The sequence below is a fragment of the Dongshaea marina genome, assembly GCF_003072645.1.
GTDB classification, from domain to species: domain Bacteria; phylum Pseudomonadota; class Gammaproteobacteria; order Enterobacterales; family Aeromonadaceae; genus Dongshaea; species Dongshaea marina.
This window is the reverse complement of the sequence record NZ_CP028897.1, coordinates 1,825,900-1,848,093: the sequence shown is the minus strand read 5'-3', so window position 1 is coordinate 1,848,093 and position 22,194 is coordinate 1,825,900. Positions and strand designations below refer to the sequence as shown.

At 52.2% G+C, this 22,194-nt stretch carries 18 protein-coding genes; 3 read left to right on the top strand and 15 right to left on the bottom strand.

The genetic code is table 11. From position 1 onward, the window contains the following. Positions 1-20: 20 nt before the first annotated feature. The 10 genes from DB847_RS08915 to DB847_RS08870 all read right to left on the bottom strand — a co-directional run bounded on the left by DB847_RS08915 (position 21) and on the right by DB847_RS08870 (position 13,330). Complete coding sequence (locus DB847_RS08915; protein ID WP_108650364.1) at positions 21-1,568, bottom strand: type VI secretion system Vgr family protein; 1,548 nt, start codon at positions 1,566-1,568, stop codon at positions 21-23. Then, positions 1,565-4,192: a type VI secretion system ATPase TssH gene (tssH, locus tag DB847_RS08910; RefSeq protein ID WP_108650363.1), complete on the bottom strand. Its 2,628-nt coding sequence runs from the start codon at positions 4,190-4,192 to the stop codon at positions 1,565-1,567. Before tssH ends, DB847_RS08915 begins: the two co-directional genes overlap by 4 nt. After that, positions 4,185-5,183, bottom strand: coding sequence for a type VI secretion system baseplate subunit TssG (gene tssG, locus DB847_RS08905; RefSeq protein ID WP_108650362.1), 999 nt, complete (start codon positions 5,181-5,183; stop codon positions 4,185-4,187). The genes tssH and tssG overlap by 8 nt, the downstream gene beginning before the upstream one ends. Further along, positions 5,147-6,847: a type VI secretion system baseplate subunit TssF gene (gene tssF / locus DB847_RS08900; protein ID WP_108650361.1), complete on the bottom strand. Its 1,701-nt coding sequence runs from the start codon at positions 6,845-6,847 to the stop codon at positions 5,147-5,149. The genes tssG and tssF overlap by 37 nt, the downstream gene beginning before the upstream one ends. A gap of 10 nt (positions 6,848-6,857) precedes the next feature. Then, the gene (tssE, locus tag DB847_RS08895; RefSeq protein WP_108650360.1) at positions 6,858-7,271 is read right to left on the bottom strand and encodes a type VI secretion system baseplate subunit TssE; all 414 of its coding nucleotides are present in this window, start codon (positions 7,269-7,271) and stop codon (positions 6,858-6,860) included. Between the two features lie 49 nt (positions 7,272-7,320). Next, the gene (gene tssD / locus DB847_RS08890; protein ID WP_108650359.1) at positions 7,321-7,803 is read right to left on the bottom strand and encodes a type VI secretion system tube protein TssD; all 483 of its coding nucleotides are present in this window, start codon (positions 7,801-7,803) and stop codon (positions 7,321-7,323) included. A gap of 37 nt (positions 7,804-7,840) precedes the next feature. After that, positions 7,841-9,322: a type VI secretion system contractile sheath large subunit gene (gene tssC, locus DB847_RS08885; RefSeq protein WP_108650358.1), complete on the bottom strand. Its 1,482-nt coding sequence runs from the start codon at positions 9,320-9,322 to the stop codon at positions 7,841-7,843. Next, positions 9,315-9,833 (bottom strand): type VI secretion system contractile sheath small subunit, encoded by a 519-nt coding sequence (gene tssB / locus DB847_RS08880; RefSeq protein ID WP_108650357.1) that lies wholly within the window; start codon positions 9,831-9,833, stop codon positions 9,315-9,317. Before tssB ends, tssC begins: the two co-directional genes overlap by 8 nt. Positions 9,834-10,364: 531 nt before the next feature. After that, on the bottom strand, positions 10,365-11,381 hold the full coding sequence (locus tag DB847_RS08875; protein ID WP_108650356.1) for a hypothetical protein: 1,017 nt from the start codon (positions 11,379-11,381) through the stop codon (positions 10,365-10,367). Positions 11,382-12,334: 953 nt separating this feature from the next. Then, a complete protein-coding gene (locus DB847_RS08870; protein ID WP_108650355.1) occupies positions 12,335-13,330 on the bottom strand; it encodes an Ig-like domain-containing protein in 996 nt (331 codons plus the stop codon). 596 nt (positions 13,331-13,926) lie between these two features. Here DB847_RS08870 and DB847_RS08865 point away from each other — a divergent pair. After that, positions 13,927-14,619, top strand: a complete 693-nt coding sequence (locus DB847_RS08865) for an AIM24 family protein (protein WP_108650354.1) — start codon at positions 13,927-13,929, stop codon at positions 14,617-14,619. A gap of 51 nt (positions 14,620-14,670) precedes the next feature. Here the strand turns inward: DB847_RS08865 and DB847_RS08860 are convergent, their stop codons facing one another. From DB847_RS08860 to DB847_RS08850, 3 genes are all read right to left on the bottom strand, one after another. Further along, the gene (locus DB847_RS08860) at positions 14,671-14,928 is read right to left on the bottom strand and encodes a hypothetical protein (RefSeq protein WP_108650353.1); all 258 of its coding nucleotides are present in this window, start codon (positions 14,926-14,928) and stop codon (positions 14,671-14,673) included. Positions 14,929-15,111: 183 nt separating this feature from the next. Further along, positions 15,112-15,801, bottom strand: coding sequence for an SIMPL domain-containing protein (locus tag DB847_RS08855; RefSeq protein ID WP_108650352.1), 690 nt, complete (start codon positions 15,799-15,801; stop codon positions 15,112-15,114). Between the two features lie 77 nt (positions 15,802-15,878). Next, positions 15,879-16,445, bottom strand: coding sequence for a nucleotidyltransferase family protein (locus tag DB847_RS08850; protein ID WP_108650351.1), 567 nt, complete (start codon positions 16,443-16,445; stop codon positions 15,879-15,881). A gap of 110 nt (positions 16,446-16,555) precedes the next feature. Between DB847_RS08850 and DB847_RS08845 the strand changes: the two genes are divergently transcribed. Continuing rightward, positions 16,556-18,181: a methyl-accepting chemotaxis protein gene (locus tag DB847_RS08845; protein ID WP_108650350.1), complete on the top strand. Its 1,626-nt coding sequence runs from the start codon at positions 16,556-16,558 to the stop codon at positions 18,179-18,181. A 29-nt stretch (positions 18,182-18,210) separates the two neighbouring features. Here the strand turns inward: DB847_RS08845 and DB847_RS08840 are convergent, their stop codons facing one another. Both DB847_RS08840 and DB847_RS08835 read right to left on the bottom strand, forming a co-directional pair. Then, positions 18,211-18,864, bottom strand: a complete 654-nt coding sequence (locus tag DB847_RS08840) for a class I SAM-dependent methyltransferase (protein WP_108650349.1) — start codon at positions 18,862-18,864, stop codon at positions 18,211-18,213. Positions 18,865-18,945: 81 nt separating this feature from the next. Then, positions 18,946-20,199 carry an MFS transporter gene (locus DB847_RS08835; protein ID WP_108650348.1) on the bottom strand — a complete coding sequence of 418 codons (1,254 nt, stop codon included), beginning with the start codon at positions 20,197-20,199 and terminating at the stop codon, positions 18,946-18,948. 265 nt (positions 20,200-20,464) lie between these two features. Between DB847_RS08835 and DB847_RS08830 the strand changes: the two genes are divergently transcribed. Beyond that, complete coding sequence (locus DB847_RS08830) at positions 20,465-22,045, top strand: Na+/H+ antiporter NhaC family protein (RefSeq protein ID WP_108650347.1); 1,581 nt, start codon at positions 20,465-20,467, stop codon at positions 22,043-22,045. The last annotated feature ends 149 nt before the right edge of the window (positions 22,046-22,194 follow it).

Genomic DNA, 22,194 nt, shown 5'->3' with positions numbered 1-22,194 from the left:
AAACAGCTCCTCCGGGTGATTTAGAATCCTTTAACTCCTGGGCCAAAGGAGATCATCGCCCCACCACAGTTAAGATGTACCACTTCCTTGCCGGAGGTATCATCCATGATGATCTGACTACCGCTGGCACTCTGAATGGTATTGTGGGTGTTAGTGTTCTCATTCACCAGGCTTGGGTTATCTGCATTGGGCACCGTCGCCTGGATCACAGGCCTGTCCGGATCGCCCTCCACAAAACTCAGCAAGATTTCGGTTTTTTTCAGCAGCGGAAAATGCATTCCGTGACCACTCCCCCCATAGGGCTGGGCCATCCTCAGCCAGCAGGAGGCTTTGCCATCATCGCGCCCAGACAGATCAAAGGGCATCAGCACTTTGTAACGCCCCTGATCATCGAGCATCGCGTGCTGGCCACTGCCTGCCGCATCGATCCAGGCACTCAGTACCCCGGTGATCTTAGGTCGCTTGGTCTTGAGTGAGTTGCGATACTGAACCATGGAGGGAATACAGCGGAATCGGTTTCGATAATAAAGCCCATTGTGCTCTTCGCCCTGCTCTATCCCATGGGTCAGATAGCTTGCCTGACTCCCCTCATGCACAATCGAGGTGATCAAATACTGCTGGTTGAAGCTACTCAGGAAATGCTCCTGCAGGCTAAACAGAAAACCCGGCTGCAGCCAGGGAACTGAACCAACCCCCTGATGCTCAACCGCTTTACTAATAAGCTGCTGAGCCCGCACCTTGGCCAACCGGTTGCCTTCGGCTCGGGTGGTAAAGTTCTCACCATAGTAATAGACGGTACCAAACCCGGAGTCAGAGACCTTCGCCTTGCCCTCTGGCAAAAGATCGGGCCGCTCATAGTCATACCCCTTGAGCAAGACGCCTTGCGGTAACCGCTCATCATTGGAGATAAACTCAGTCAGTACCTCCTCATAGACGGAGTTTTCCAGCCCGGTTGCCGGGGAGTAACTCAGAGCCGAATCCTCTTTTGCCTTATGTGCCATCAGGTGATCCCGGATACACAGTACCTCCTCACCTTCACGCTGCTCAAAGTAGTAGTAGATCCCCTCCTGCTCCATCAGCCGTGAGATAAAATGAAATGGCGACTCATTGTACTGACACACATACTCCCGGGGCTCATAGTCACCGCTCAGCTGTAGCTCATAATTAGGTAAGACCCCATTATTAGTCCTATCCTTGAGAACCGCCTCGATGATCTCCGGAATACTCTTATCCAAAAAGATCTGGCTGCCCACGCCCAGGGTGAGCCCCCAGACCCGTGGCATCAGGGTGGCCTTCAGATAAATGGCGCCATGGGACTCACCCAGTACCTGCACCCCGGCCAGAACCCCATGAAAATTCTGGGCATCACTCTGCTCACGATCGATGGTAAAGGTACACTCGGCGCTTAGAAGCTTACGATGCTCCAGCTCCATATCCTGGCAAGCCAGGGTCACCTCAAAACGATAGAGCTCACTGAGTCCCTCTTCGCCCTCAAAGCGCACCACAGAGAAGGCATCGGACTCCCAGCCGCTGGCATTAAATAAAAACTTACTCTGATTCAGGCTCATGCTCCCTCCCCGACCGACTCGCTAAAATCAAACTCAAAGTTGCCTGCATCATCACAGCTAAGGGTGATTACCGCCGGCAACGACTCATCCCCCATCTGCGCCAGCACCGCCCTGGAGAGCTCCGGCAGCACCCGGCCATTGAGGATAAAGTCGATGTTGCGCGCCCCGGTCTCACTCTCATCACAGCGCGCCACGATCTGCTCCACCACCGCATCGGAGTAACTCAAGGTCACCCCATTGTTGTGTTTGAGCATCTGCTTCAGCTGCCCCAGCTTGAGCTCTGTGATCTCGGCCATCGCCTCATTGGGCAAGGCCCCGTAGGGCAGCAACGTCATCCGTGCCAGCAGCGCCGGCTTAAAGTGCTCATTGAGCATCGGCCGAATGGCAGTGCCGATGGTCTCGGCATCACAGCCCTCACCACACAGCTCGGTGATCACATCACTGGCCAGATTACTGGTCAGCAAAATCACCGTGTTGGCAAAGTTGATGGTCTGCCCCTCGCCATCGTTGAGGACCCCCTTATCAAACACCTGGTAGAAGAGGTTCAACACATCCGGATGGGCTTTTTCCACCTCATCAAGCAGCACCACGCTGTAGGGTTGCTGGCGCACCGCCTCGGTCAGCATCCCGCCCTCGCCATAGCCCACATAACCCGGAGGCGAACCGATGAGCCGGCTCACCGTGTGCTTCTCCTGGAATTCACTCATGTTGATGGTCACCAAGTGACTCTCGCTACCAAACAGCAGCTCCGCCAGGGTCAGCCCGGTCTCGGTCTTACCCACCCCCGAGGGCCCCACCAACAAGAAGACTCCAAGGGGCTGCTCCGGCTTAGTCAACCCCGACTTGGCCGCACGCAGCACGGTCGACAGCGCACCCAGCGCCGCATCCTGCCCCTTAATTCGGGCCCCCATCTCCTGCTCCAGATTCAGCAGCAGACTTGCCTGATCCTGGGCCATCTTACCCAGCGGGATCCCGGTCCAGTCACACACCACCTGCGCCATCAGCTCTGGGGTCACCTCATAGGCCAGCATCGGTGGCTCCTGCTGCACTTCGGCCAGCGCCTCCCGCGCCGCATTCAGCTCATCCAGCAAGGTGGTCCGCTCACTCTCTTGCGCCTGCGCGAGCTTCTCGCGCACCGCTAACACCACCTGCACCGCCTGCTGCTCCGCCTGCCAGCTCGCCGTCAATGCCTCGGCCTGCACCTCCCCCTCACTAATCCCTTCTTTCAGCTCCGCCAGTGCCTCAGGGTCGATCGCCTGACCATGCTCGGCATCCCGCTCCAGCCCCTGCTGCTGACGACTCAGCGCCTGGATACGCCGCTGCACATCCTCCAGCGCCGGTGGCGTCGCCCTGAGATTCACCTTCACTCGGGCACAGGCGGTATCCATCAGGTCAATCGCCTTATCCGGCAAAAACCGCCCGCTGATATAGCGATCGCTCAGCTCCGCCGCCGCCTGCAACGCATCGTCGCGGATCACCACCTGGTGGCTGCGCTCATAGGAATCCCGCAACCCACGCAAAATCAGCGCCGAGGTGGCAACGCTCGGCTCATCGAGCTTCACCAGCTGGAAGCGCCGCGCCAGCGCCGGGTCTTTCTCAAAGTACTTCTTGTACTCCCCCCAGGTGGTCGCCGCACAGGTCTTAAGCTCTCCCCGCGCCAGCGCCGGTTTGAGCAGGTTCGCCGCATCCGAGCCCCCGACACTGCCCCCGGCCCCGATCAGGGTGTGGGCCTCATCGATAAACAGGATAATCGGCCGCTCGCTGCTCTTAATTTCATCGATCACCCCCTTGAGGCGATTCTCAAACTCCCCCTTCATCCCGGCACCCGCCTCCAGGGCCCCCATATCCAACCCCAAGAGCCGTACCTGTTCTAACGATTCCGGCACATCCCCCTCGTGAATGCGCAGCGCCAATCCCTCCATCACCGCGGTCTTGCCCACCCCGGGCTCGCCCACCAAAATCGGGTTGTTCTTACGCCGCCGGGCCAGGATATCCACCATCTGGCGGATCTCCGGATCCCGGCCAAACACAGGGTCCAGGGTGCCGCCCGCCGCCTTGGCGGTAAAGTCGATGCAAAACCGCTCCACAAAGCCGCCCGCCTTGGATTCCCCACCCTCGGTTTTACCCTCGGTCGCCGCCGGCTCTGCCTGCTCCGCCGACTCACGTACCAGCGCAAAAAACTGCTGCTGCAACTGCTCACGGTCAATCTTGCGCAGGCACTCAAACCAACCGCTCTGCCCGTAACTCATCGGCTTGGCCAGCAGCGCCAGCAACACGGCGCCGGAGCGAATTTGTGCAAGCTCCAGATCGACACTGGCGACGAGCCAGGCATCGGTCAGAAGATCGGTTAAACGTGGCGAGAACACCGGCTTGCCACTGTTGCCGGTCGCCAGCTCCTCCAAGGAGCGATTGAGTTTGATGATAAGGGCGTTCACATCCACCCCCTGGGCCGTCAAAATTGCCTGCCAGTCCCCCTCCCGGGCCTCCAGACACTTGAGCAGCCAGTGCTCCGGCGTCACCTCATACTGGGTGCGCGACACACACAGCCCCGCCGCATTGTTCAGGGTGTTGCTGCAGTAGTAGTTCAGTTTGCCCAGCAGGGTTTTCAAACTAATGTTAACCATCGACTCTCTCTCCTTGAAGGTAATTCAGTGGCAACGTCAGGTGGTGGGGCACGCCGCCCAGCCAGGCATTCATCCCCAGCAGCGCGCCCTGCCGGGAGTTCAGCACCGGCTCGCCCACCACATTCGCTCCCGGCCAGATACGCAGCTCCATGTCCAGCATATCCAGCATATAGTGGCGTAAAAATTTCAAAATCTTTTGATACAGGGGCGCCCCCGGCAGCAGCGACTCAAACAGGGCGCGATCATTCACCTCGACATGAATGCGGCAGGCACTGCTGCAATCGCGAATTTGACTGCCCAGATAACACTCGCCACCCAGCTCACTATTGGCCTCTCCCAGACCGCAGCGCTGCTCGCCCGGGATCTCCACCCAGCGCTCCACCCACTGCTCCAGCCATACCTTGGAGTCGGCCCCGATGAGATGACGCATCAGCGCCTCCAGCCCCTGGGCCGAGCGCATCCCCTGGCTGAGGAGCCCCATATAGGGCAGCAGCTCAAAAGCCTCCGCCTCACTCCCCGCCAGGGTGTCACTCTGGATCCCCACCAGGGCGAACAACCGCTCCAGCAGCTTGGGGTTACGCGCCCCCACCAGTTGCGGCAACAGCCGGTACTTCTCCCACGCCCGAAAATACTGCTCGAAGAAGGGCTGGCTCAGGACATCATAAAAATCCCGGGTCGCGCAGCCATCCTCGTTGGCCTCATCCAGCAGCTCCTCGGTGTAGAAGGTGGGGAGCGGTGAGGCCGGACCATACAGCCCCAGGAAGGTGGTGGTCAGGGTGGTCTGTTTCCCCTGCTCGGTGAGACCCACCACATCGGTGGCCGGAAAACCCAGCGACAACTGGGCACGGCTGCGCACCCGACGCTTGAGGTAATCACTGCCCTCCCCCTGCCAACGCAGCAGCCGCAGCGCCTGCACATAGCTGAACAGCTCGGGGCGAGTCTTAAGCTCCTCGATTACACCAGGCTGCGTGAGCCGATCTGCGCGGGCCATAAAAAGCTCTCTTTATCATGCAGGTTATCCACCCGCAGTTGGGTAAAACTGTTGATGCTTGAATAGGCCGACAGCAATCGGTTTACCATAGCGCCAAACAGGTACATGTCGCCGCGACTGGGAAAGCCGTCAGGGTCGAGCTGCAATCGGAGCGAGCTGCCCCGCACCAAAATCCCCCGGTGCAATCGATTCACCGTCTCCATCTTCAGATCGCGGATCGCCTCCACCCGTTTGGTGTTCGCCAGCACCTTGGCCCGCGCCTGGGAGTCGGTGAAGATATAGAGCTTGAGCATGGCGATGAGATTCTCTTTTTTCGACAGGCTCAGCTGGTTGAGATAAAGATGAGACAGCATCCGCCACAGCAGGTTATCCCCCAGCGGGCACTCCACCGACATGGTGGGCGGGATGATGTTGGAAAACTCCGCCAACGCCGGCGAGCTCTCGGTGGGGCGACAGATATCCCCGTATTGCAGCTTATCCGCCAGCTGACCATTGGTGCAGCGCACCTGCAGCGCCAGGCTCTCACGCTGAATTTGCCCCACCTTTTTCGGGTAGGTCACCGACAAAAACAGATCCGAGCCGCTGCCCAGGGTCGACTGGCGACGCCGCAGTGAGTAGACCGGCACCTGCTCCGCCTGGGGATTAAACATCGCAAAAGGCCGATACTCCCGAGCCCGGGCCGAGCCCTGCTCAAAACCGGTGACCCGCTCCACCGAATAGACCTGGTAGCTCTCGCCCCCCGAGGGGCTCACCCGATACTCGGGCAGCCGATGGTCCAGCAGTATACTGTCCGCATGGTGGGAGAAAAGATTGACCGCCGGCACACAAAACAGCGCCAGATGCCCGCCGTGGAGCTCCAGACTATCGGTCCCAAGCTCCAGCTCCACCTCGAAACTGCCCAGCTCACCAAACTGGCGTAGCCAGGAGAGACCCCTGAGCTCGAAGAACAGAAACTTCTGCGGCAGCAGGAAATACTCCTGCACCGATAAAAAGGCCCGAAAAGCATTGCTCGGATAGGGAAAGAGCGGCATCCCGTCATCCTCGGGCATCACCCGAAAACCCTGCTCGGTGCTCAGGCGCACCGAGCGCCCTCCGGCATGCAATCGCACCCCCTTGAGATGGCGGCTCAGGGTGGAGAAGCGCTCCACCGCCTCACTGTAGTTGCCCCGAAGAAAAAGCCGCAGCGAATCACTCTGCCAGCTTTCAAGGGGCATCCCCTGCAGGTTAAAACTCAGCCGCACCCGGTCATTTCGGGTGACGACTGACTCCAGGGTGAGCGGTAACAGCTCCACATCGCCGCAGGTGGTAAAGGTGCAGCTTTGTCCGTCCCGCTCCACCGAGGCAAGCTCCACCCCCGACCTGATGGTCAGCGGCTCTTTGAGCCCCGGCTTGGGACGAAACTGGATCATCGTGGCCGCCGGCAGCGGCCGCAGGTAGTGGGGAAACAACAGCTCGGTCAGACCATGGATGATCTCAGGAAAATCATCATCCAGCCGCTCCTGCACCATCCCCGATAAAAAGGCGGTCCCTTCGAGGAGCCGCTCCACATCGGGATCGGCGTTCTGCCCGGCCAGCATCGGCGCCAGCGCCGGGTGTTTGCGGGAAAACTCGATGCCGAGCTCCCGCAGGTAGCTCAGCTGCTGCTGATAGTATCGATTAATCATTCCCTGTCCGTCAGCTCTCCGCGACCGAGATACGGCCATCCGGGCCCAGCACGGTTTCAAACACCACGGGCACCAGATTATTCTCATAACGTATGCCTGCCCTGATCTTAAAGACCAGCGACAGACGATCCGTCTCCTGGGGTATGAACTCAACCTGAACCCGCTCCACCCTGGGCTCATACCGCAAGATCAGATCGGCAATGACCCGCTCCAGTCCCCGCAGATTCTCCAATCCCTCCCCAAAGCGCACCTGATTGAGATCCGGCATCCCGAAATCGGGCACCGTCAGGGCACTGCCTTGCTGAGTGTTGAGCATCCGCGACAGGTAGCGGGTCACCGAGCTGCTCAGACGCACCAGCTCACTGTCGTGACCGTCGGGATTTTCACCGTAACGGATCCGCTCCAATAAACGCTCGGTACGCATCACACCTCCCTGTGGTAAAAAGAGGGGCGGCCCGGCCGCCCCCTATCCGTTAAGACTCTTTCCAGGAGTCCATAACCTCGATGTTACCGTCCATAAAGGTTTCGGTGATCTTGGAGTAGGTGAAGGAGACCTGTTCCATATCCTTGTAGGGCTTGTTCTCTTCCAGGAAAGTGTGTGGAGTATTGGTGTTACGATTCACGATGATCGCCTCATCCAGCTGGATCGAGTAGTACTTCTTCTCGGTGCCATCGGTATCGATGTCATAAAAATCGATATTAACGGTGCACTGCTCGCCTGAGGTACAGGCCTTGAGCAGTTTTGGAGAGGCTACATCGCGAGCCTTGGTGATGGTCAGCGGATGGTGGATACGCTGGCCGGTCGGCAGGCCGGTGTGCGTATCTTTAGGGATCTCAACGTTGTGATCAAAGGCATATACCAGAACCTTGTCCAATTTCTCGCCAGCCTGGGTACAACCGCCTTTGATTTCACCCTGGTTCTTACCGTTCACTGACATATACATAGTCAAAGCCATGACTTATTTCTCCTTACTTTAGACAAAATGATCTGCACTACTCTTTATCGAGCTTGCCGACCAGTGAAAGGGTAAATGATGCGCCCATATACTTAAAATGTGGGCGTGCCTTCAGTGACACCTGATACCAACCGGGATCACCCGGCACATCATTCACCTGAATCTCAACCGCCCGCAACGGACGCCGGCTACGAACATCCGGCTGCGGGTTATCCATCTCGGTCACATACTGACTGACCCATTTATTGAGCTCTCGCTCCAGATCCTGACGCTCCTTCCAGGAGCCGATATGCTCGCGCTGCAGCACCTTAATGTAGTGCGCCAGTCGATCCATGATCATCATGTAAGGCAGCTGGGTGGAGAGCCGGTAATTAAGCTCAGCCTCCCTGCCCTCCGGCGAGTTGCCAAAGGTCTTGGGACGCTGGCAGGAGTTGGCGGAGAAAAACGCCGCATTGTCACTGCCCTTACGCATGGTCAGCGCGATAAAGCCCTCTTCGGCCAGCTCATATTCACGTCGCTCGGAGATCAACACCTGGGTCGGGATCTTGGTCTTGGTCTCGCCCATCGACTGGAACTGATAGAGCGGCAGATCTTCCACCGCACCGCCACTCTGAGGGCCGATGATGTTGGCACACCAGCGATACTGAGCGAAGCTGTCGGACAGGCGGCTACCAAAAGCAAACGCGGTATTGCCCCAGCAGTAGTCACGGTCACCGTCACTGACGGTTTCGTTGTAGTTGAAGAGCTTGCTCGGTGCGGTACTCTGACCATAGGGCAGACGCAGCAAAAACTGTGGCAGGGTCAGCCCCACATAGCGGGCATCCTCGCTGTCACGAAACGAGTTCCACTTGGCGTACTGAGGGCCCTCAAAGACCGAGTGCAGATCTTTAAGCCCGGGAAGATCTTCCCACCTCTCTATGCCGAAGAAGCCACAGCCTGCCGCTGCAATGAAGGGGGCGTGAGCCATCGCCGAAACAGAAGCGAGGTTCTGCAACAGCTTCATATCCTGGGGACCGGGATCGAAATCATAGTTGCCTATGATGGTGCCGTAGGGCTGGCCACCGAACTGGCCATACTCAGCGGTGTAGGCCATCTGGTACAGGCCGGATTTGACGACCTCAGGGCTATCCTCAAAGTCATCCATCAGATCCTGCTTGGAGAGGTTCACGAATTCGATGCGCACGTTCTCACGAAAATCGGTGCGATCCACCAGGAACTTGAGGCCACGCCAGGAGCTCTCCAGGGTACGAAACTCCTCACAATGCAAAATCTCATCGACCTGCACCGACAGCTGGCGATCCAGCTCACCGATCATCGCGTCCACCAGATCGCCGGAGACCTTGGCACCCTGGTATTCGGGCTTGACCAGGTCGGTCAGCAGCGCCTGCAGGCCGCTGCGGGTCACCGAGTAGGCCTGATCTTCCGGATTGAGGCGGGTCGCTTCAACGATATCATCAAGGAAGTTTACCTGATCTGCCTGAGTATCTGTGGTTGCCTCTGCAACTTGTTGATCAGCCATCGACCTCTTCTCCCTGAGCTTCTTCTGCATCAATACCCAGCTCGGCTAAAAGAGCTTCCCTGGCGGACTCATCCTGAACTAAAGCCTGAATTTTTTTACGAAACGCCGGAACATTGCTCAGTGGACTCTTGAGGGCCTTGAGGGCTTCACGCAGCTCCAACAGCTTGGCCAGCTCCGGAACCTTCTGGATAATCTGATCCGGCTCAAAATCGCGCAGGGAATCAAACTTCAGGCTCACCGGAAGCAAATCATCCTCAACTGAGCCAGCCAGGCGGCGTGGTACATTCATCTCAAGCTCCAGTCCCTGGGCCTTAAGTACTTCGTTGAAATTATCCTTATCGATATTGATCGGGGCGCGCTCTTCCACCATGCGCTCATCTTCGCGCTGGGTAAAGTCACCGACCACCAACATCTTGAGAGGCAGCTCAACATCTTCCTGAGCTCCACCAGTTGCGGGACGATATACAATATTCACCCGCTCTTTTGGAGCCAACGAGCCTTCTTTTGCCATCTCCAACTTCTCCTTCTCGAATACGCTAGTAAACAGATGTCCGTCTGTTACACCCTTTACGGTGAGAGCCGCCACATCTCGCCGGGAGTATTCCTATAAAACCAGAATTGATTGAATAAAAGCTGAATAAGCAATGCCATCATCCTGATCCTGAAAAACTCCCTTTTCATTTTCCTTGGCCAACAAGGTTGGCCATACAAAATAGATGGGGTCTCAAATAGCTATATCAACCCACATTCAAAAAGTTATGACATCCTCTGACGTCAGAGCCATTTAATGATAGAAAGAACAATTTATGAAAAAAGTTATCTTGATCACAAAATGGGAACGTTCCCTACGGGATTGAAACCCTTTTCAATAACTCTCCGTATTTATTAAAGAGAACGAATGAAATCAGATAGAAGTTCATCATTTTTTAAACCTTCTCTTCATGCATTCTCATCCCACCACTATGCTCTATTTCATGCTGCTGGAAATTCTAGTTTGCCTTTATGACAACTGTATGACTCTGCTCTAATGCAAAATATTTCTCTACGAAAACATCATGATCGCAGCCGTCGTCATAGCAACTCCCCCAACCGTATTGATCGCGGTTTCTGCGTTATCAACCCGGGTCGATACTTGCTGCACTTGTGCTGAAACTTGATCCACGCGTGTTGTGCAGCTTCTGAGCTCGGCCTCTGTATCGTCCACACTCAGAGCGACATTGACAATGGACATCTCATTATCATCAATTCTTTGAATCGAAGTATCGATTCGATTGGTCTGAGCTGTAATATTTTGTGCATTCGTTTGTATTGATTGAGTGTTAGTCGCGATCTTTTGCCCAACTGCATTGAGCTCACTATTGGTGAAGTTCATCATAGACATGATCACTTCTGACTTCTGAAGCTTAGTATCAAACTCTTCAGCAACCACTTTATCGCTCTGGTACTTACACTTAAATCCCTTGAAAGAAAGCTTTTTCTCAAGCAGAGCAAGCTCAATCTTCGCAGTGCAGTTTACATCAAGCCCCACAGCAAAATTGATCGAGGTGCTGCCACCAATTAATGTATAGGACTTTGCTCCAACCGTAATATCCTGAGCAATCCCAAGGGTGAGAGACCACTTATTCTGGGCTTTAATTGAAAAATTGGCATCCCCCCAACCGAAGCCCCAATTTGTACCGTCACTGCAATAGCCCAGGTTTTGGGAGCCATTCTCATAGGGCGTATTATTCTGCTCGGCCGGATCTTTTTTGACAGTGATATTACAAGTGACGAGCTCGCCCAACTGGCTCCCATCCTTCTGCAGTCCTTTAGCTGTAAATATATAAACCGTATCACTTTTTTTAGAAGGAGCTGTCCAGGCTGCCCTCGGGTTAGGAGGCGTGTCTGAGGAGATGAGATCTCCTATATCCTCCTCACTCCACTTACTTTTTTCGCATCCATAAAATTCTATTTTCTCCAGGAGACTATCATCACCAGTGAACGATGCGCTCAGTGTAATCTCATCAGATACATTACAAGCCGTTTTTGAACTTGTCAGGCTAAGGGTTAGATCTGTCATTATCAGCTCCTCTTGAAGGAGAAATCCATGCCAGAATTATGGAAATAGATTTCTGATTCGATATCCAGAAGATGTCAATAGTGATGATTATTGTGTGACCCTTACAATAAATGCCCCTTGCAGCCTTTCGTTAAATTAAAACACTTCCGATAACCTTACAGTTGATATGTGAATTTTTAATCTTATCCAATACAAATCAAACAGTTATCAAAAATCATTTTACACCTGATTTATTTCTATAACTATGAATATATTCATTCCTTATAGGAATATCAGCTCGAATTCAGCCTTGATTCAGATAACAGCTGCTTCATTCAAAGCCGGGAATATATGAGTATTAGTCATAGCAGCTAAAACTGCTTAGTATGGGCCTGTACAATAAATCACCGACTCCAGACTAACCCAAAACTGCGCTTTATACAGCCAAATGCTAAACCAGTTTAGCAAACTGTGATCAAAACGACATTTGTCCTCTACTTAATTCAGCATTAAAATTATCATGGTGTTAGATTTCATCACTCATTTTTGAAATTCTTCCAAGCAGGATAGTCGCCATACAAGTACCACAAAAGTTAACCGAACTATATATCCTCCTCATCTCTTGAACAGAATCACCTCGATATAAAAACTGCTCAAACCATAATCATGACTCTCGAAAAAGTATGAACAATACCTAAGCCTGATTGGATACTATATCCGATACTTTTATGCTTATACCTACCTCATTAAACGGCCATTCCTCAATTCAGATAAAATCTGACTTTTCTTCATATTTGAGATTTAACCCCAGATCAACAGGGCTCACCAGTCATATATTATCAATTCCATCTACAACCATAATAGTCGTTTCGAGTTAGATATCTCAGGAGGTTTTTGTTAAAAAGCTCTTTCAGAGTAAGAGTGAAATTATTAGCTAGGAATGTACTTGAAAACCCCACAAATAACAAATCATGTCAACCAACAATCACTACACCCTCTATTGATTCTATTCGTGCTGTATTACTTTTTATCTCACTCTTTGCCTGACAAACCCTGGAATCAACAAATTGGATATCGGAATTCAAGTCCGACAACTGTGATTGAACACTTTCTATACTTGAAGAAACTGAACTAAATCTATTGTTAACCTGATCAAATTTATTAGAGTGTGAGCTAATTAAAGTCGTATGCTGTCGCACTTTTGACTGGCATGATACTATATCTTGATTAGTGATATTTACCCGCTTATTCAATGCTTTTACATGAGAGTCCATTACTGTTTTTAAACCCAGGACTACACCTGTCTTATTCAACTTTGCTTCAAATTTTGAAGCAGCAACCTCTTCACTATCCGCTCTGAGATCTACCACCTTACTATCAAAATTAGACTTACAACCTGCACTGACTCCCAGCTTTCCCGTCAGATTGAAGTCCGCGCCAAAAGCGACATTGACATTAAAGGTCCCGCCAATAGTGGTATAGGATTTCATACCAACGGTTATATTCTGAGAGATGCCTAAGGTTAGTCCCCACTTGTTCTGAGCTGTTATTGAAAAGTTGGCTTTCCCCCAATCGGCCCCAAAATCTTTCCCATCACTTCCATATCCAAGATTTTGTGAGCCATTTTCGTAAGGCGTTTTATTCTGGACTGATGGATCTTTGTTTACCCTGACACTGCAAGTTGCCACATCCCCTATCGCAGTTCCATCATATGAAAAGGCTTGAGCAGATAAAGTATATTCAGTATCACTCTTAACAGATGGAGCACTCCAGCTACACTGAGGATCAGGTAAGCTATCAGAGTCGATTAAGCTTGCAGATTCATCTCCTTGCCCCTGATAGTAGAAGGATACTTTATTGATTTGACTGGTATCATCACCCGAAATGGATACCTGAATCCTCACGGAATCAGAGGTATCAAATACCTGATTTGCATCCGGTTGTGTGATTGTCATTATTATATCTGCCATCATCATCTCCTTGAGTCACGGTGAATAGATAGAGCCATGAAAAATAGCAATTACATCTTATGCATCTGTGTGTCAGTACTTTGAGATTGATAAGATGAGCTGACCGTCGGTTTTTCAGAAGCCCAGTTGTTTTCCCAATCATCAGTGATTGTCCAAAAGGCGATCTGCCATATGCCCAGTAGCCAGAATCCAAATAGAAACAATGATAATTTTCTGGATAACATAAAGTCTCCTTCTTCATAGCTCTGAGATGACAATTTGAACCGAACAGTCGGATTTAATGTTCCGCACACTCTAATAAAATCGTTCCCGTGACCCTAGGAATAACTCTATGAGTTTCAGTTATAGCTCTAATCAGATTCATTTCTTTATCAAGAAAAAATGACGCTGGATGACCTCAATTCAAAATAGCTTAATTACAAACAAATTCAGCCTAGCCGACACCTTTCAGCTGTGACAACTCTTTTTGCTAAATCGATTTTGCAAAATGTGATCTATCTATCACATATCCACTTGGCTATGCTTTAGCTCCCATTCCTGCGGCCTGGATATGAACTAACCTGAAATAAGCCCTCTCATAAAAATGAGATATCACCATGATTCACTTTGAAATCCTTGAGCAGCAACTCTACCACCAGCTGAAAATCACCCTTGAAGATGATGCAGTTCAAACAGAATCCGGTCAGCTCTCCTGGTCTTTAGGGGAGATAGAGATGGAGGCGAAGGCCCCCTCCATCACTGGTTTTTTCAAGTCACTCCTCACGTCAGAGAAAATGATTCGGCCGATTTATCAGGGCAAGGGAGAGATCTGGCTGGAACCCAGTTTTGACAACTTCACAGTAGTCGAACTTCAGGATGAACAGTGGATCATCGATCAAGGCTGCTATGTTGCCTCCGAGTTATCACTGGAGCTTGAGCTTTTTCAAAATAAGATGATCGGAGGGCTTTTAAGTGATGAGGGGTACTTCCAGACCAAAGTCTCTGGCACAGGAAAGCTGGTCATCAGCTCCCCCGGCCCGATTCAGACCATTGATCTTGCCGGGCGTAAACTAACTGTGGATGGTAACTTTGCGGTCGCTCGCCAGGAGTGCGTCACCTTCGAAGTCGCTAAATCATCCCGCAAGCTACTATCGACGCTATTTTCCGGGGAGGGATTAGTGAATACCTTTAGTGGTGAAGGAAAGGTGATGATAGCTCCCGTCCCCGGACATCTGCATACCCTGGAGCAGCGGTTTGCGACTTTAAGAGAGCAAAACCAAGCGATCCTTAAACGACCGGAGGATAAGTAGCTCTACAGCCAGCCCCCTGTGACAGCAGGAGGCCAGGCTCGGTCTTTTTAGCTAACCGAGAATGGTCAGGATACAGCCTGAAACGATGACCAATTTTGTTAGCTTCTCAAGCTCTACCGAGCGGTAATCACAGAGAACTACATGGTCACCAATCTGCAGCATACCCGCCAGCTCCACCAGCAGATGTTTCGATGCCAGCAGTGGATGAAACTCAGGCTCTTCGATGTAATCTTTAACCAGCTGGATCTGTTCATCCATTAGCTCATCATTATCCAGGTTTACAGCATTGATAACGGCGTAGACAGTCACGATAGCTCCTTCTATGAGTGGCAGTTTAGCCTATGGGACCATTATAGAGAGCCAGACTCTTCCTGACTCACTAGCAGCTCACACTTGAGTGATTTTGTTATAGGTTAACTCTGAACGCAGCTGAACCAAGCATCGAACCCAGCTCAAGGTAAGCTGCCAAGCCCTGAGCCAGGTTCTTGTCAGTTAATGCAGTTGATATCGAACCGAACTCACTACCCTCACTTTTTTCATCACATCATTATTCGAGTAGCTGCCGTTTGCATCCGAGATACTGAACTGTCCCTGTGAAGCAAACTTAATTTTCCCTAGCTTGGCATGGGCATTGGTTGCAAATACCTCGGCGGCATTCTGCGCATTCTTCACCGCCTCGGTCAGCATCTGCTGCTTGATCTGGTTCAGGCTGGTGTAGCGATAGGTGAGCTGAACGTTATCCAGCACTATCCCCTTAGAGACCAACTGGTCAGTTTGCTGAAGCGATTTACCCACCAAATCGACATCATGAGTCATCAAGATAATTTGGGATGCGGCCTTATAGCGCTTCGCCTTGCGGTTATCCCCATAATTGTTACTGAAGTTATCCGTAACATTCGGCAAACCGATCTGGATCTCTTTTTTAGCAAACCCGGACTTGGTTAAAAACGTGATGATCGCATCCTGCGAGCTCTTTAAATTACGATAAAGCACCGGAAGAGTATCCGCCGTAGCGCTATAGCGAAAGGTTGCAATTCCCAGATCCGACTTTACATCCCGCTCAGCCAATCCCTTCACCGCAACTGTTTTCTGTTCATTTACCTGAAGATAGTTATGTCCTATAAACCATCCTGCCAGCGCAACCCCACACGCCAGCAGTAAAGCACTGATCACCTGTTTCATCCAAACTCTCCAACCGCTGTTCTCTAATGACTCTATCTCACCATATCGAGTCTGATGATAAAGATCAAAAACCGGGATCACGCCATCTCAAAAACAGTTAAATTTGGCCAGTTTTGCTGCCAATTCTTGTCTCGGACCCTCTGTCTGTATAAAGAGATTGGGCGATTGACCAGAGGGTTTGGCCTGACCTTGAGTGACCAGTTCTCCTTAAGACCAAAGCGTGCGGTAAACATCATCTTCCCTGAGCCCAGGAGCCTGACTCCGACACAGGTCGGCGCCTCAACCCACTGAGCAATGGCATCGGCACTGTCCCTATATGGCGCATCAGCATGCTTTAGATGCATTCTGGCCTGATTACGAACCTCCCAGCAAACCTGAGGTACTAACTGACGAAGCCGATTTTCAAGAGCAAGCTCCTTTTCCCGGGAGAGATCCTGAGGATCGAAGAAGACACAATCCACATCATTTAATGGCGTCGGCTCCCTCTTATGGTGCAGGTGATCCCAGATCAGATTCCGAACAAAACCCGCCCCCAGATACCAATCTGGTAGCTCGAGAGTCCTGGCCGCCTGTAGGCAGTGAAGCCGAAGAGGATCCTGCTCCAATAACTGACTGCTTTTTCGCTGCAACTCATATTCTGTCATTGCGTCACTCTTGTGGATTAATTGATCGGCGACTCTATATCCGACTGTTTTAGTCAGGAAATATGTTCTAAGTTAAAGATGATAATGGAACAACGGGCAGGGAGCGAGCCATGAATAAGTTACAGGTCAGACACAAGATCCTGATCTCACTCACCATACCCTTGATTATGCTGGTGCTGGTCTCATTTCTTGCCAGCCGGAATATGAACGCGATTCAACAGGGGGTCGTTTCTATCTATAACGATCGGGTAGTTCCGCTGGAGCAGCTTAAGAGTATTGCCGATGATTATGCGGTGCTGGTCATTGATGCGATCAATAAAACCAATGCGGGGATCATGACAGCTCAGGAGGCTTCTCAGGGAATTAGTGAGGCGCAAGCAAGGATCAGTAAAGTATGGTCCAGTTACCTGGCAACCAAGCTCACGCCCGAAGAAGCAAGTCTGGCCGAACAGGCAAAGCAGCTATTTGTGCCTGCGAACCGGGAGATCCGTAATATCCTCTCCCTGCTCGCTTCCAAACAGGGAAATATCCCAGGCCAACTACAGGAGAGTATTCCGTTAGCCTATCAAACCATAGATCCCATCAGTAACAAGATCACCGAGCTGGTGAATCTGCAGCTCAAGGTTGCCGCCGAAGAGCGGGATCGAATCGATTCCATCTATAGCAGTGCCCTTTATCTGTTTAACGGGCTGACCCTGTTGGTGATCCTTATCTGTATCGTACTTGGGGTCTGGTTAAACCGCTCGGTCATGAAGCCGGTCAACAATATCATGTCGGGACTAAACCTGGCCCGAAAAAACTCCGATCTAAAGATCCAGTTTGAGATCTATAATCACGATGAACTGGGACGGATCTCCTATAACCTGAATCAACTATTTGAGCACCTTCGCACCATTTTGAGCAATATATCCGGTGTAACCAATACCATCTCGGATGCATCCTCAGAGCTGCATCATTTTACCCAGATGACCTCAGATCGCATGCTACAACAGCAAAGTGAAACCGAGCAAACCGCAACAGCGATGAACCAGATGACAGCCACCGTCAATGAAGTCGCCAAGAGCACCACCGACGCCTCAGACGCTGCGACGACAGCCCTAAATCACGCGACAACAGGTCATGAGGTGGTAAACCAGTCAATTCAAGGGATGCAGACCCTCTCTGAACGGATTGAGCAGATCCAGCAGGTAGTGAATAACCTTTCGGCTGAGAGCGAGAACATAGGACAGGTTCTGGATGTGATTAAGGGAATTGCAGAACAGACCAATCTACTGGCCCTGAACGCAGCAATCGAGGCCGCCCGGGCCGGTGAACAGGGGCGCGGCTTTGCCGTGGTCGCAGATGAGGTTCGCCACCTGGCACAGAGAACCCAGCACTCCACTCAGGAGATAGAGCAGATGATCGAAAAACTGCAGGGGGGCGTCAGAGAATCAGTCGAATCAATGGATCAGGGATCATCCCAGGTTGAGCAAACCAATCACAAGGTTCAGGAGGCTGGTGAAGCCTTGCAAAATATCATGAGCTCGGTCGATAACATCTCTCATCTTAACAGCCAGGTGGCGACCGCTGCCGAAGAGCAGGCGAGTGTTGCTGAGAGCATTAACGCCAGTATCGTCATGGTCAACGATATTACCCGCCAATCCAGTGATGAAACGGACAAGCTATCAGGTTCCGTCAAACAGTTAAACGAGCTGGTCAGCCATATGCGCGAGCAGGTCGGCTCTTTCAAACTTTAGCCAAACCAGGCTCAGCCAAGGTTGAGAGATTAACCTTGGCTGAGCAGGATCACGTCAGAGCCAATAAACTCAAGCTGTAGCTCAAGCTCACCGGCTAACCAGCGGAAAGTCTGTTGGGAGAAGAAGCACACATGGGTGAGATCATTCTTATAGTGCCAGTTGGCAAACGCCTGGCGATCCTTGACCAGCTTGGTCATCACCCCCAGAACTCCCCCGGGTTTTAAGCAGTTCACCAACATCTTAATCACCTGCATCGGTTGATGAAGATGCTCCACCACCTCGGTTGCAGTGATAAAATCGTATTTAGCTTGCAGAGCCGAAGGCTGTGGATAGTAAAAGTGATCATACAGTGCCACCGGGTAACCGGCCTCCTCAAACATCAAAGAGAGGGTCGGCCCGGGACCACAACCAAAGTCTAACCCCCGGGCCCCGGCTGAGATCCTGGCGCAAATCGGATCGAAGACACGCCCCAGGAATCGGCGATACCCTGCATCATCGGGGGAGTTTTGATGAAGATCATACTCGGCACGCTCTTGCGCTTCACTCAGATACTGCTGCGGTGCGACGAACACCAGGCCGCAGTGCTCACAGAGCCAATAATCACGCCGACTGTCTGTAAAGTAGTGCGCATATTCTAAACTGCCGCACAGCGGGCACAGCCCTGGCTCGGATTGCTGTTGCATAGGGACTCTTCTCGTTTCAAATCGGGCTATTGTCTATTCCTGAACCCGGAACAGCAAGGGCAACTCCCGTTGCCTGGCACTTCAGGACGCCTGGGTGATCATAGGTGAAGCGGGAAGCTCCCTGCGTGTAAGGCGATAACTCAGCACCGCAGATAACAGCAAGCACAGGGGAAGCACCACCAGTGCCACCTTGAGATCTTCAACACTAAATGGGCTGGCCGCACCGGGATCCCGGTAGTTATGAGTGAGGTTGATCAAAGCCCCCACCAGAAATTGTGATAAGGCGCCCGACATCATGATCACCATATTGGTCAGTGCCGAAGCGGTGCCTATCACCTCCTGCCTGAAGTGCTGTTGGTGGAAAATACGCCACACGATCACCTGTGAGCTTGAAGCCAGACCAAACGCGAACAGAGCCCCATAGATTGTTGCCAGTGTTAACTGGTTGCTATACAGCACTCCACTGATCAGCAGCGCCGCCACCAGTGCGCCCCCCATCATCAGCCGACGCTCACAACCAAACTTGTCACACAACCACCCCACCACGGGAGCGCCCAGAGCCCACCCCAAAAAGATCAGGGTGATCGCAAACGAGGCCTGGGTCTTATCCAGCTGATACTGCCCCACCAGAAAAGTGATCCCCCAGACGGCGGCAAAAATTGAAGTAGGCAGATAAAATAAGCCCCCCACCACGCCATTTTCCCAAATTTGACGATTTTTGATGAGTTGCCAGGTCTGGGCGAAGAACAGGCCCAGTGGCTGGGCGGTTTGGGTCGCGCCACCGGCAAGCTTTCGCGAGGGTAACAGCAGGATCGCAGCGATGATCCCCCCTCCAATCAGGGCAATCCCCCACATATTCTGTTGCCAGCCAAACTGGTGGATCATTTTGGACGCAAAAACCTGCCCAAAGGCACCGGCTATAGTCCCAAGAGAGATCACCAGGGATGTGATGGTCGTGAAATACCTTGCCGGCAGGTAGCGTTTGGTCACGTAGAGGGCCCCGACAAAAGCAAATGCTGAACCGATCCCGATAAGGACTCTTCCGGCAATTCCCTGCCACATCAGGGAGCTTGCCATAAAGATCAATGAGCCGCAGATACACAGGGCAAGTGCCCCCGTCAGGACCTTCTTCACCGAGAAGCGATCAAACAGTAGTCCCGCCGGGATCTGAGCCAGCAGGTAGGCGATGTAATAGGCAGAAGCAAACTCGGCGATCCCCAGAGCCTGAGTCTGATACTGAGCGACCAATTGCGGCACCACCAGCCCGGGAAAAATCCTTAAGAAAAACTCGTAGCAATAAAACCCGGTAACTATCAGCAATAACAGCCAATACATCAACTCTCCTTGTGCGGCTCATCACCCGCTATGATCCCATCTGTCCCAGCGAGTTTACTAAATCGCTAAAGTCTCAAAAAAGCGATAGTAGCACGGCCTCATCGGCAGCCAAAGGTCCCCACCAGTGATGAGTCCTTGATAGCCGCGAATTCCGGCTTGAGTTATCCGCCACCATCACCCACGCTTTTTGTTATATGAGTTGTCTGAAATAACAGGGCAAACATGCAGACCCGGATGTTGCTGGCTCGACCTAAGGAAGCACTCTATGACCCATGTGGACTATGCTGACTCAATTCTTTCACTGCTTCCTCCTATTGCGACCATCGCCTTAGCCATCATCACCCGTCGCGTTCTGTTATCTCTGGGGATCGGGATCCTTGTCGGTTCACTGATGCTCACCGGTGGCCACCCTATTGAGGCCGGTAAGTATATCGCTGCAACCTTCACTGATATTTTTTGGCACGCCGGAGCATTAAACCAAAATAACGTCTGCATCCTGCTATTTTTACTGCTGCTGGGGTGTATGATCAGCCTGATGACTATCAGTGGGGCTACCCGGGCTTTTACCGATTGGGGCCAGCAGTTTATCCATACCCGAAAGCAGGCGAAAAAACTCACTGGTTTAATGGTATTTCTGTTCTTTATCGATGACTACTTCCACTCACTGTCGGTAGGAACTATCTGTCGCCCCCTCACCGATCGCTTCAAGATCTCCCGGGCCAAGCTTGCCTACCTGTTAGACTCAACGGCCGCCCCTGTATGCGTCCTGATGCCGATCTCCAGCTGGGGAGCCTACATCATCGCCGTCATCGGTGGAATTTTGACCGCCCATCACCTGACCGGGCAATCGCCGTTGGCGGTATTTGCCCAGATGGTTCCGATGAACTTCTACGCAATTTTTACCCTGTTGATGGTGCTGTTTGTGGTGATGATGGAGTATGACTTTGGCCCGATGAAACGCCAGGAGCAAAACGCCCTGGCAGGCCAACTCTATGATCCCAAAAAAGGAACGCCTCCGGGCGTTTGCCAACAGCTTCCTGTCGCCGAAGACGGACGGGTCCGGGTCCTGATCGTGCCGATCGCTCTGCTGATTTTCGGCACCATTGCCCTGATGATAATCACTGGTGCTCAGGCCCTCACGCAGCAAAGCGCCAGCTTCAGCATCCTGGGCGCCTTACAGAATACCCAGGTCGGCATCTCGCTGCTGTTTGGTAGCATCATCAGCCTGGCTTCTACCATCATTTTAGTCATCCCACAAAAGCAGAGTATCCAACATTGGTGGCTCACCCTACGCAGCGGGATTAGCTCCATGTTGCCAGCGATCTGGATCCTGCTTAGCGCCTGGTGTATCGGGCATGTGATCAGTGATACCCATACCGGTCATTATCTTGCGTCACTGGCTCAGGGGAATATCCCCTCACACCTGTTGCCTGCCCTGATGTTTGTGCTCTCTGGGATCATGGCCTTCTCGACCGGCTCCAGCTGGGGAACCTTCGGTGTCATGCTGCCGATCGCCGGCGATCTGGCCGCCGGTGCCGATATGACTCAGATGATCCCCATGCTATCTGCGGTACTGGCAGGCTCAGTGTTTGGCGATCACTGCTCACCGATCTCGGATACCACCATACTCTCATCCACGGGTGCCGGCTGCCATCATATTGATCATGTGATGACCCAGATCCCCTACGCCCTGATGGTCGCCTCGATCGCATTGATTGGCTATATACTGCTGGGATACACCCACTCAGTCTGGCTGAGTCTGGGGGTCTGCGTGCTGCTATTTGTCGTCATCTGTACCATTTTACGCCTGCTCCCCAACAGCACCACAAAAACCCCATCGGACTAGAGTGACTCACAGGCCACTAATTCAAATCGAACAACCTCATCATTCTTGCAATTAGAAGTAGCGGTCACACTAAAAGGAAGAGCTCAATCATTCTCCTGGCCAAAAAGGTAAAGTCATCCTGACCATGAAATAACAAGTCACTTACTAAG

Bases quoted from the DNA above. Each gene is read 5' to 3' on its own strand.
- tssE (WP_108650360.1), bottom strand. From the start codon at position 7,271: ATGCGTACCGAGCGTTTATTGGAGCGGATCCGTTACGGTGAAAATCCC.
- tssH (WP_108650363.1), bottom strand. From the start codon at position 4,192: ATGGTTAACATTAGTTTGAAAACCCTGCTGGGCAAACTGAACTACTAC.
- DB847_RS08845 (WP_108650350.1), top strand. From the start codon at position 16,556: ATGAATAAGTTACAGGTCAGACACAAGATCCTGATCTCACTCACCATA.
- DB847_RS08870 (WP_108650355.1), bottom strand. From the start codon at position 13,330: ATGGCAGATATAATAATGACAATCACACAACCGGATGCAAATCAGGTA.
- tssG (WP_108650362.1), bottom strand. From the start codon at position 5,183: ATGGCCCGCGCAGATCGGCTCACGCAGCCTGGTGTAATCGAGGAGCTT.
- tssD (WP_108650359.1), bottom strand. From the start codon at position 7,803: ATGGCTTTGACTATGTATATGTCAGTGAACGGTAAGAACCAGGGTGAA.
- tssF (WP_108650361.1), bottom strand. From the start codon at position 6,847: ATGATTAATCGATACTATCAGCAGCAGCTGAGCTACCTGCGGGAGCTC.
- tssB (WP_108650357.1), bottom strand. From the start codon at position 9,833: ATGGCAAAAGAAGGCTCGTTGGCTCCAAAAGAGCGGGTGAATATTGTA.
- DB847_RS08830 (WP_108650347.1), top strand. From the start codon at position 20,465: ATGACCCATGTGGACTATGCTGACTCAATTCTTTCACTGCTTCCTCCT.
- DB847_RS08840 (WP_108650349.1), bottom strand. From the start codon at position 18,864: ATGCAACAGCAATCCGAGCCAGGGCTGTGCCCGCTGTGCGGCAGTTTA.
- DB847_RS08865 (WP_108650354.1), top strand. From the start codon at position 13,927: ATGATTCACTTTGAAATCCTTGAGCAGCAACTCTACCACCAGCTGAAA.
- DB847_RS08915 (WP_108650364.1), bottom strand. From the start codon at position 1,568: ATGAGCCTGAATCAGAGTAAGTTTTTATTTAATGCCAGCGGCTGGGAG.
- DB847_RS08850 (WP_108650351.1), bottom strand. From the start codon at position 16,445: ATGACAGAATATGAGTTGCAGCGAAAAAGCAGTCAGTTATTGGAGCAG.
- DB847_RS08835 (WP_108650348.1), bottom strand. From the start codon at position 20,199: ATGTATTGGCTGTTATTGCTGATAGTTACCGGGTTTTATTGCTACGAG.
- DB847_RS08855 (WP_108650352.1), bottom strand. From the start codon at position 15,801: ATGAAACAGGTGATCAGTGCTTTACTGCTGGCGTGTGGGGTTGCGCTG.
- tssC (WP_108650358.1), bottom strand. From the start codon at position 9,322: ATGGCTGATCAACAAGTTGCAGAGGCAACCACAGATACTCAGGCAGAT.
- DB847_RS08875 (WP_108650356.1), bottom strand. From the start codon at position 11,381: ATGACAGATCTAACCCTTAGCCTGACAAGTTCAAAAACGGCTTGTAAT.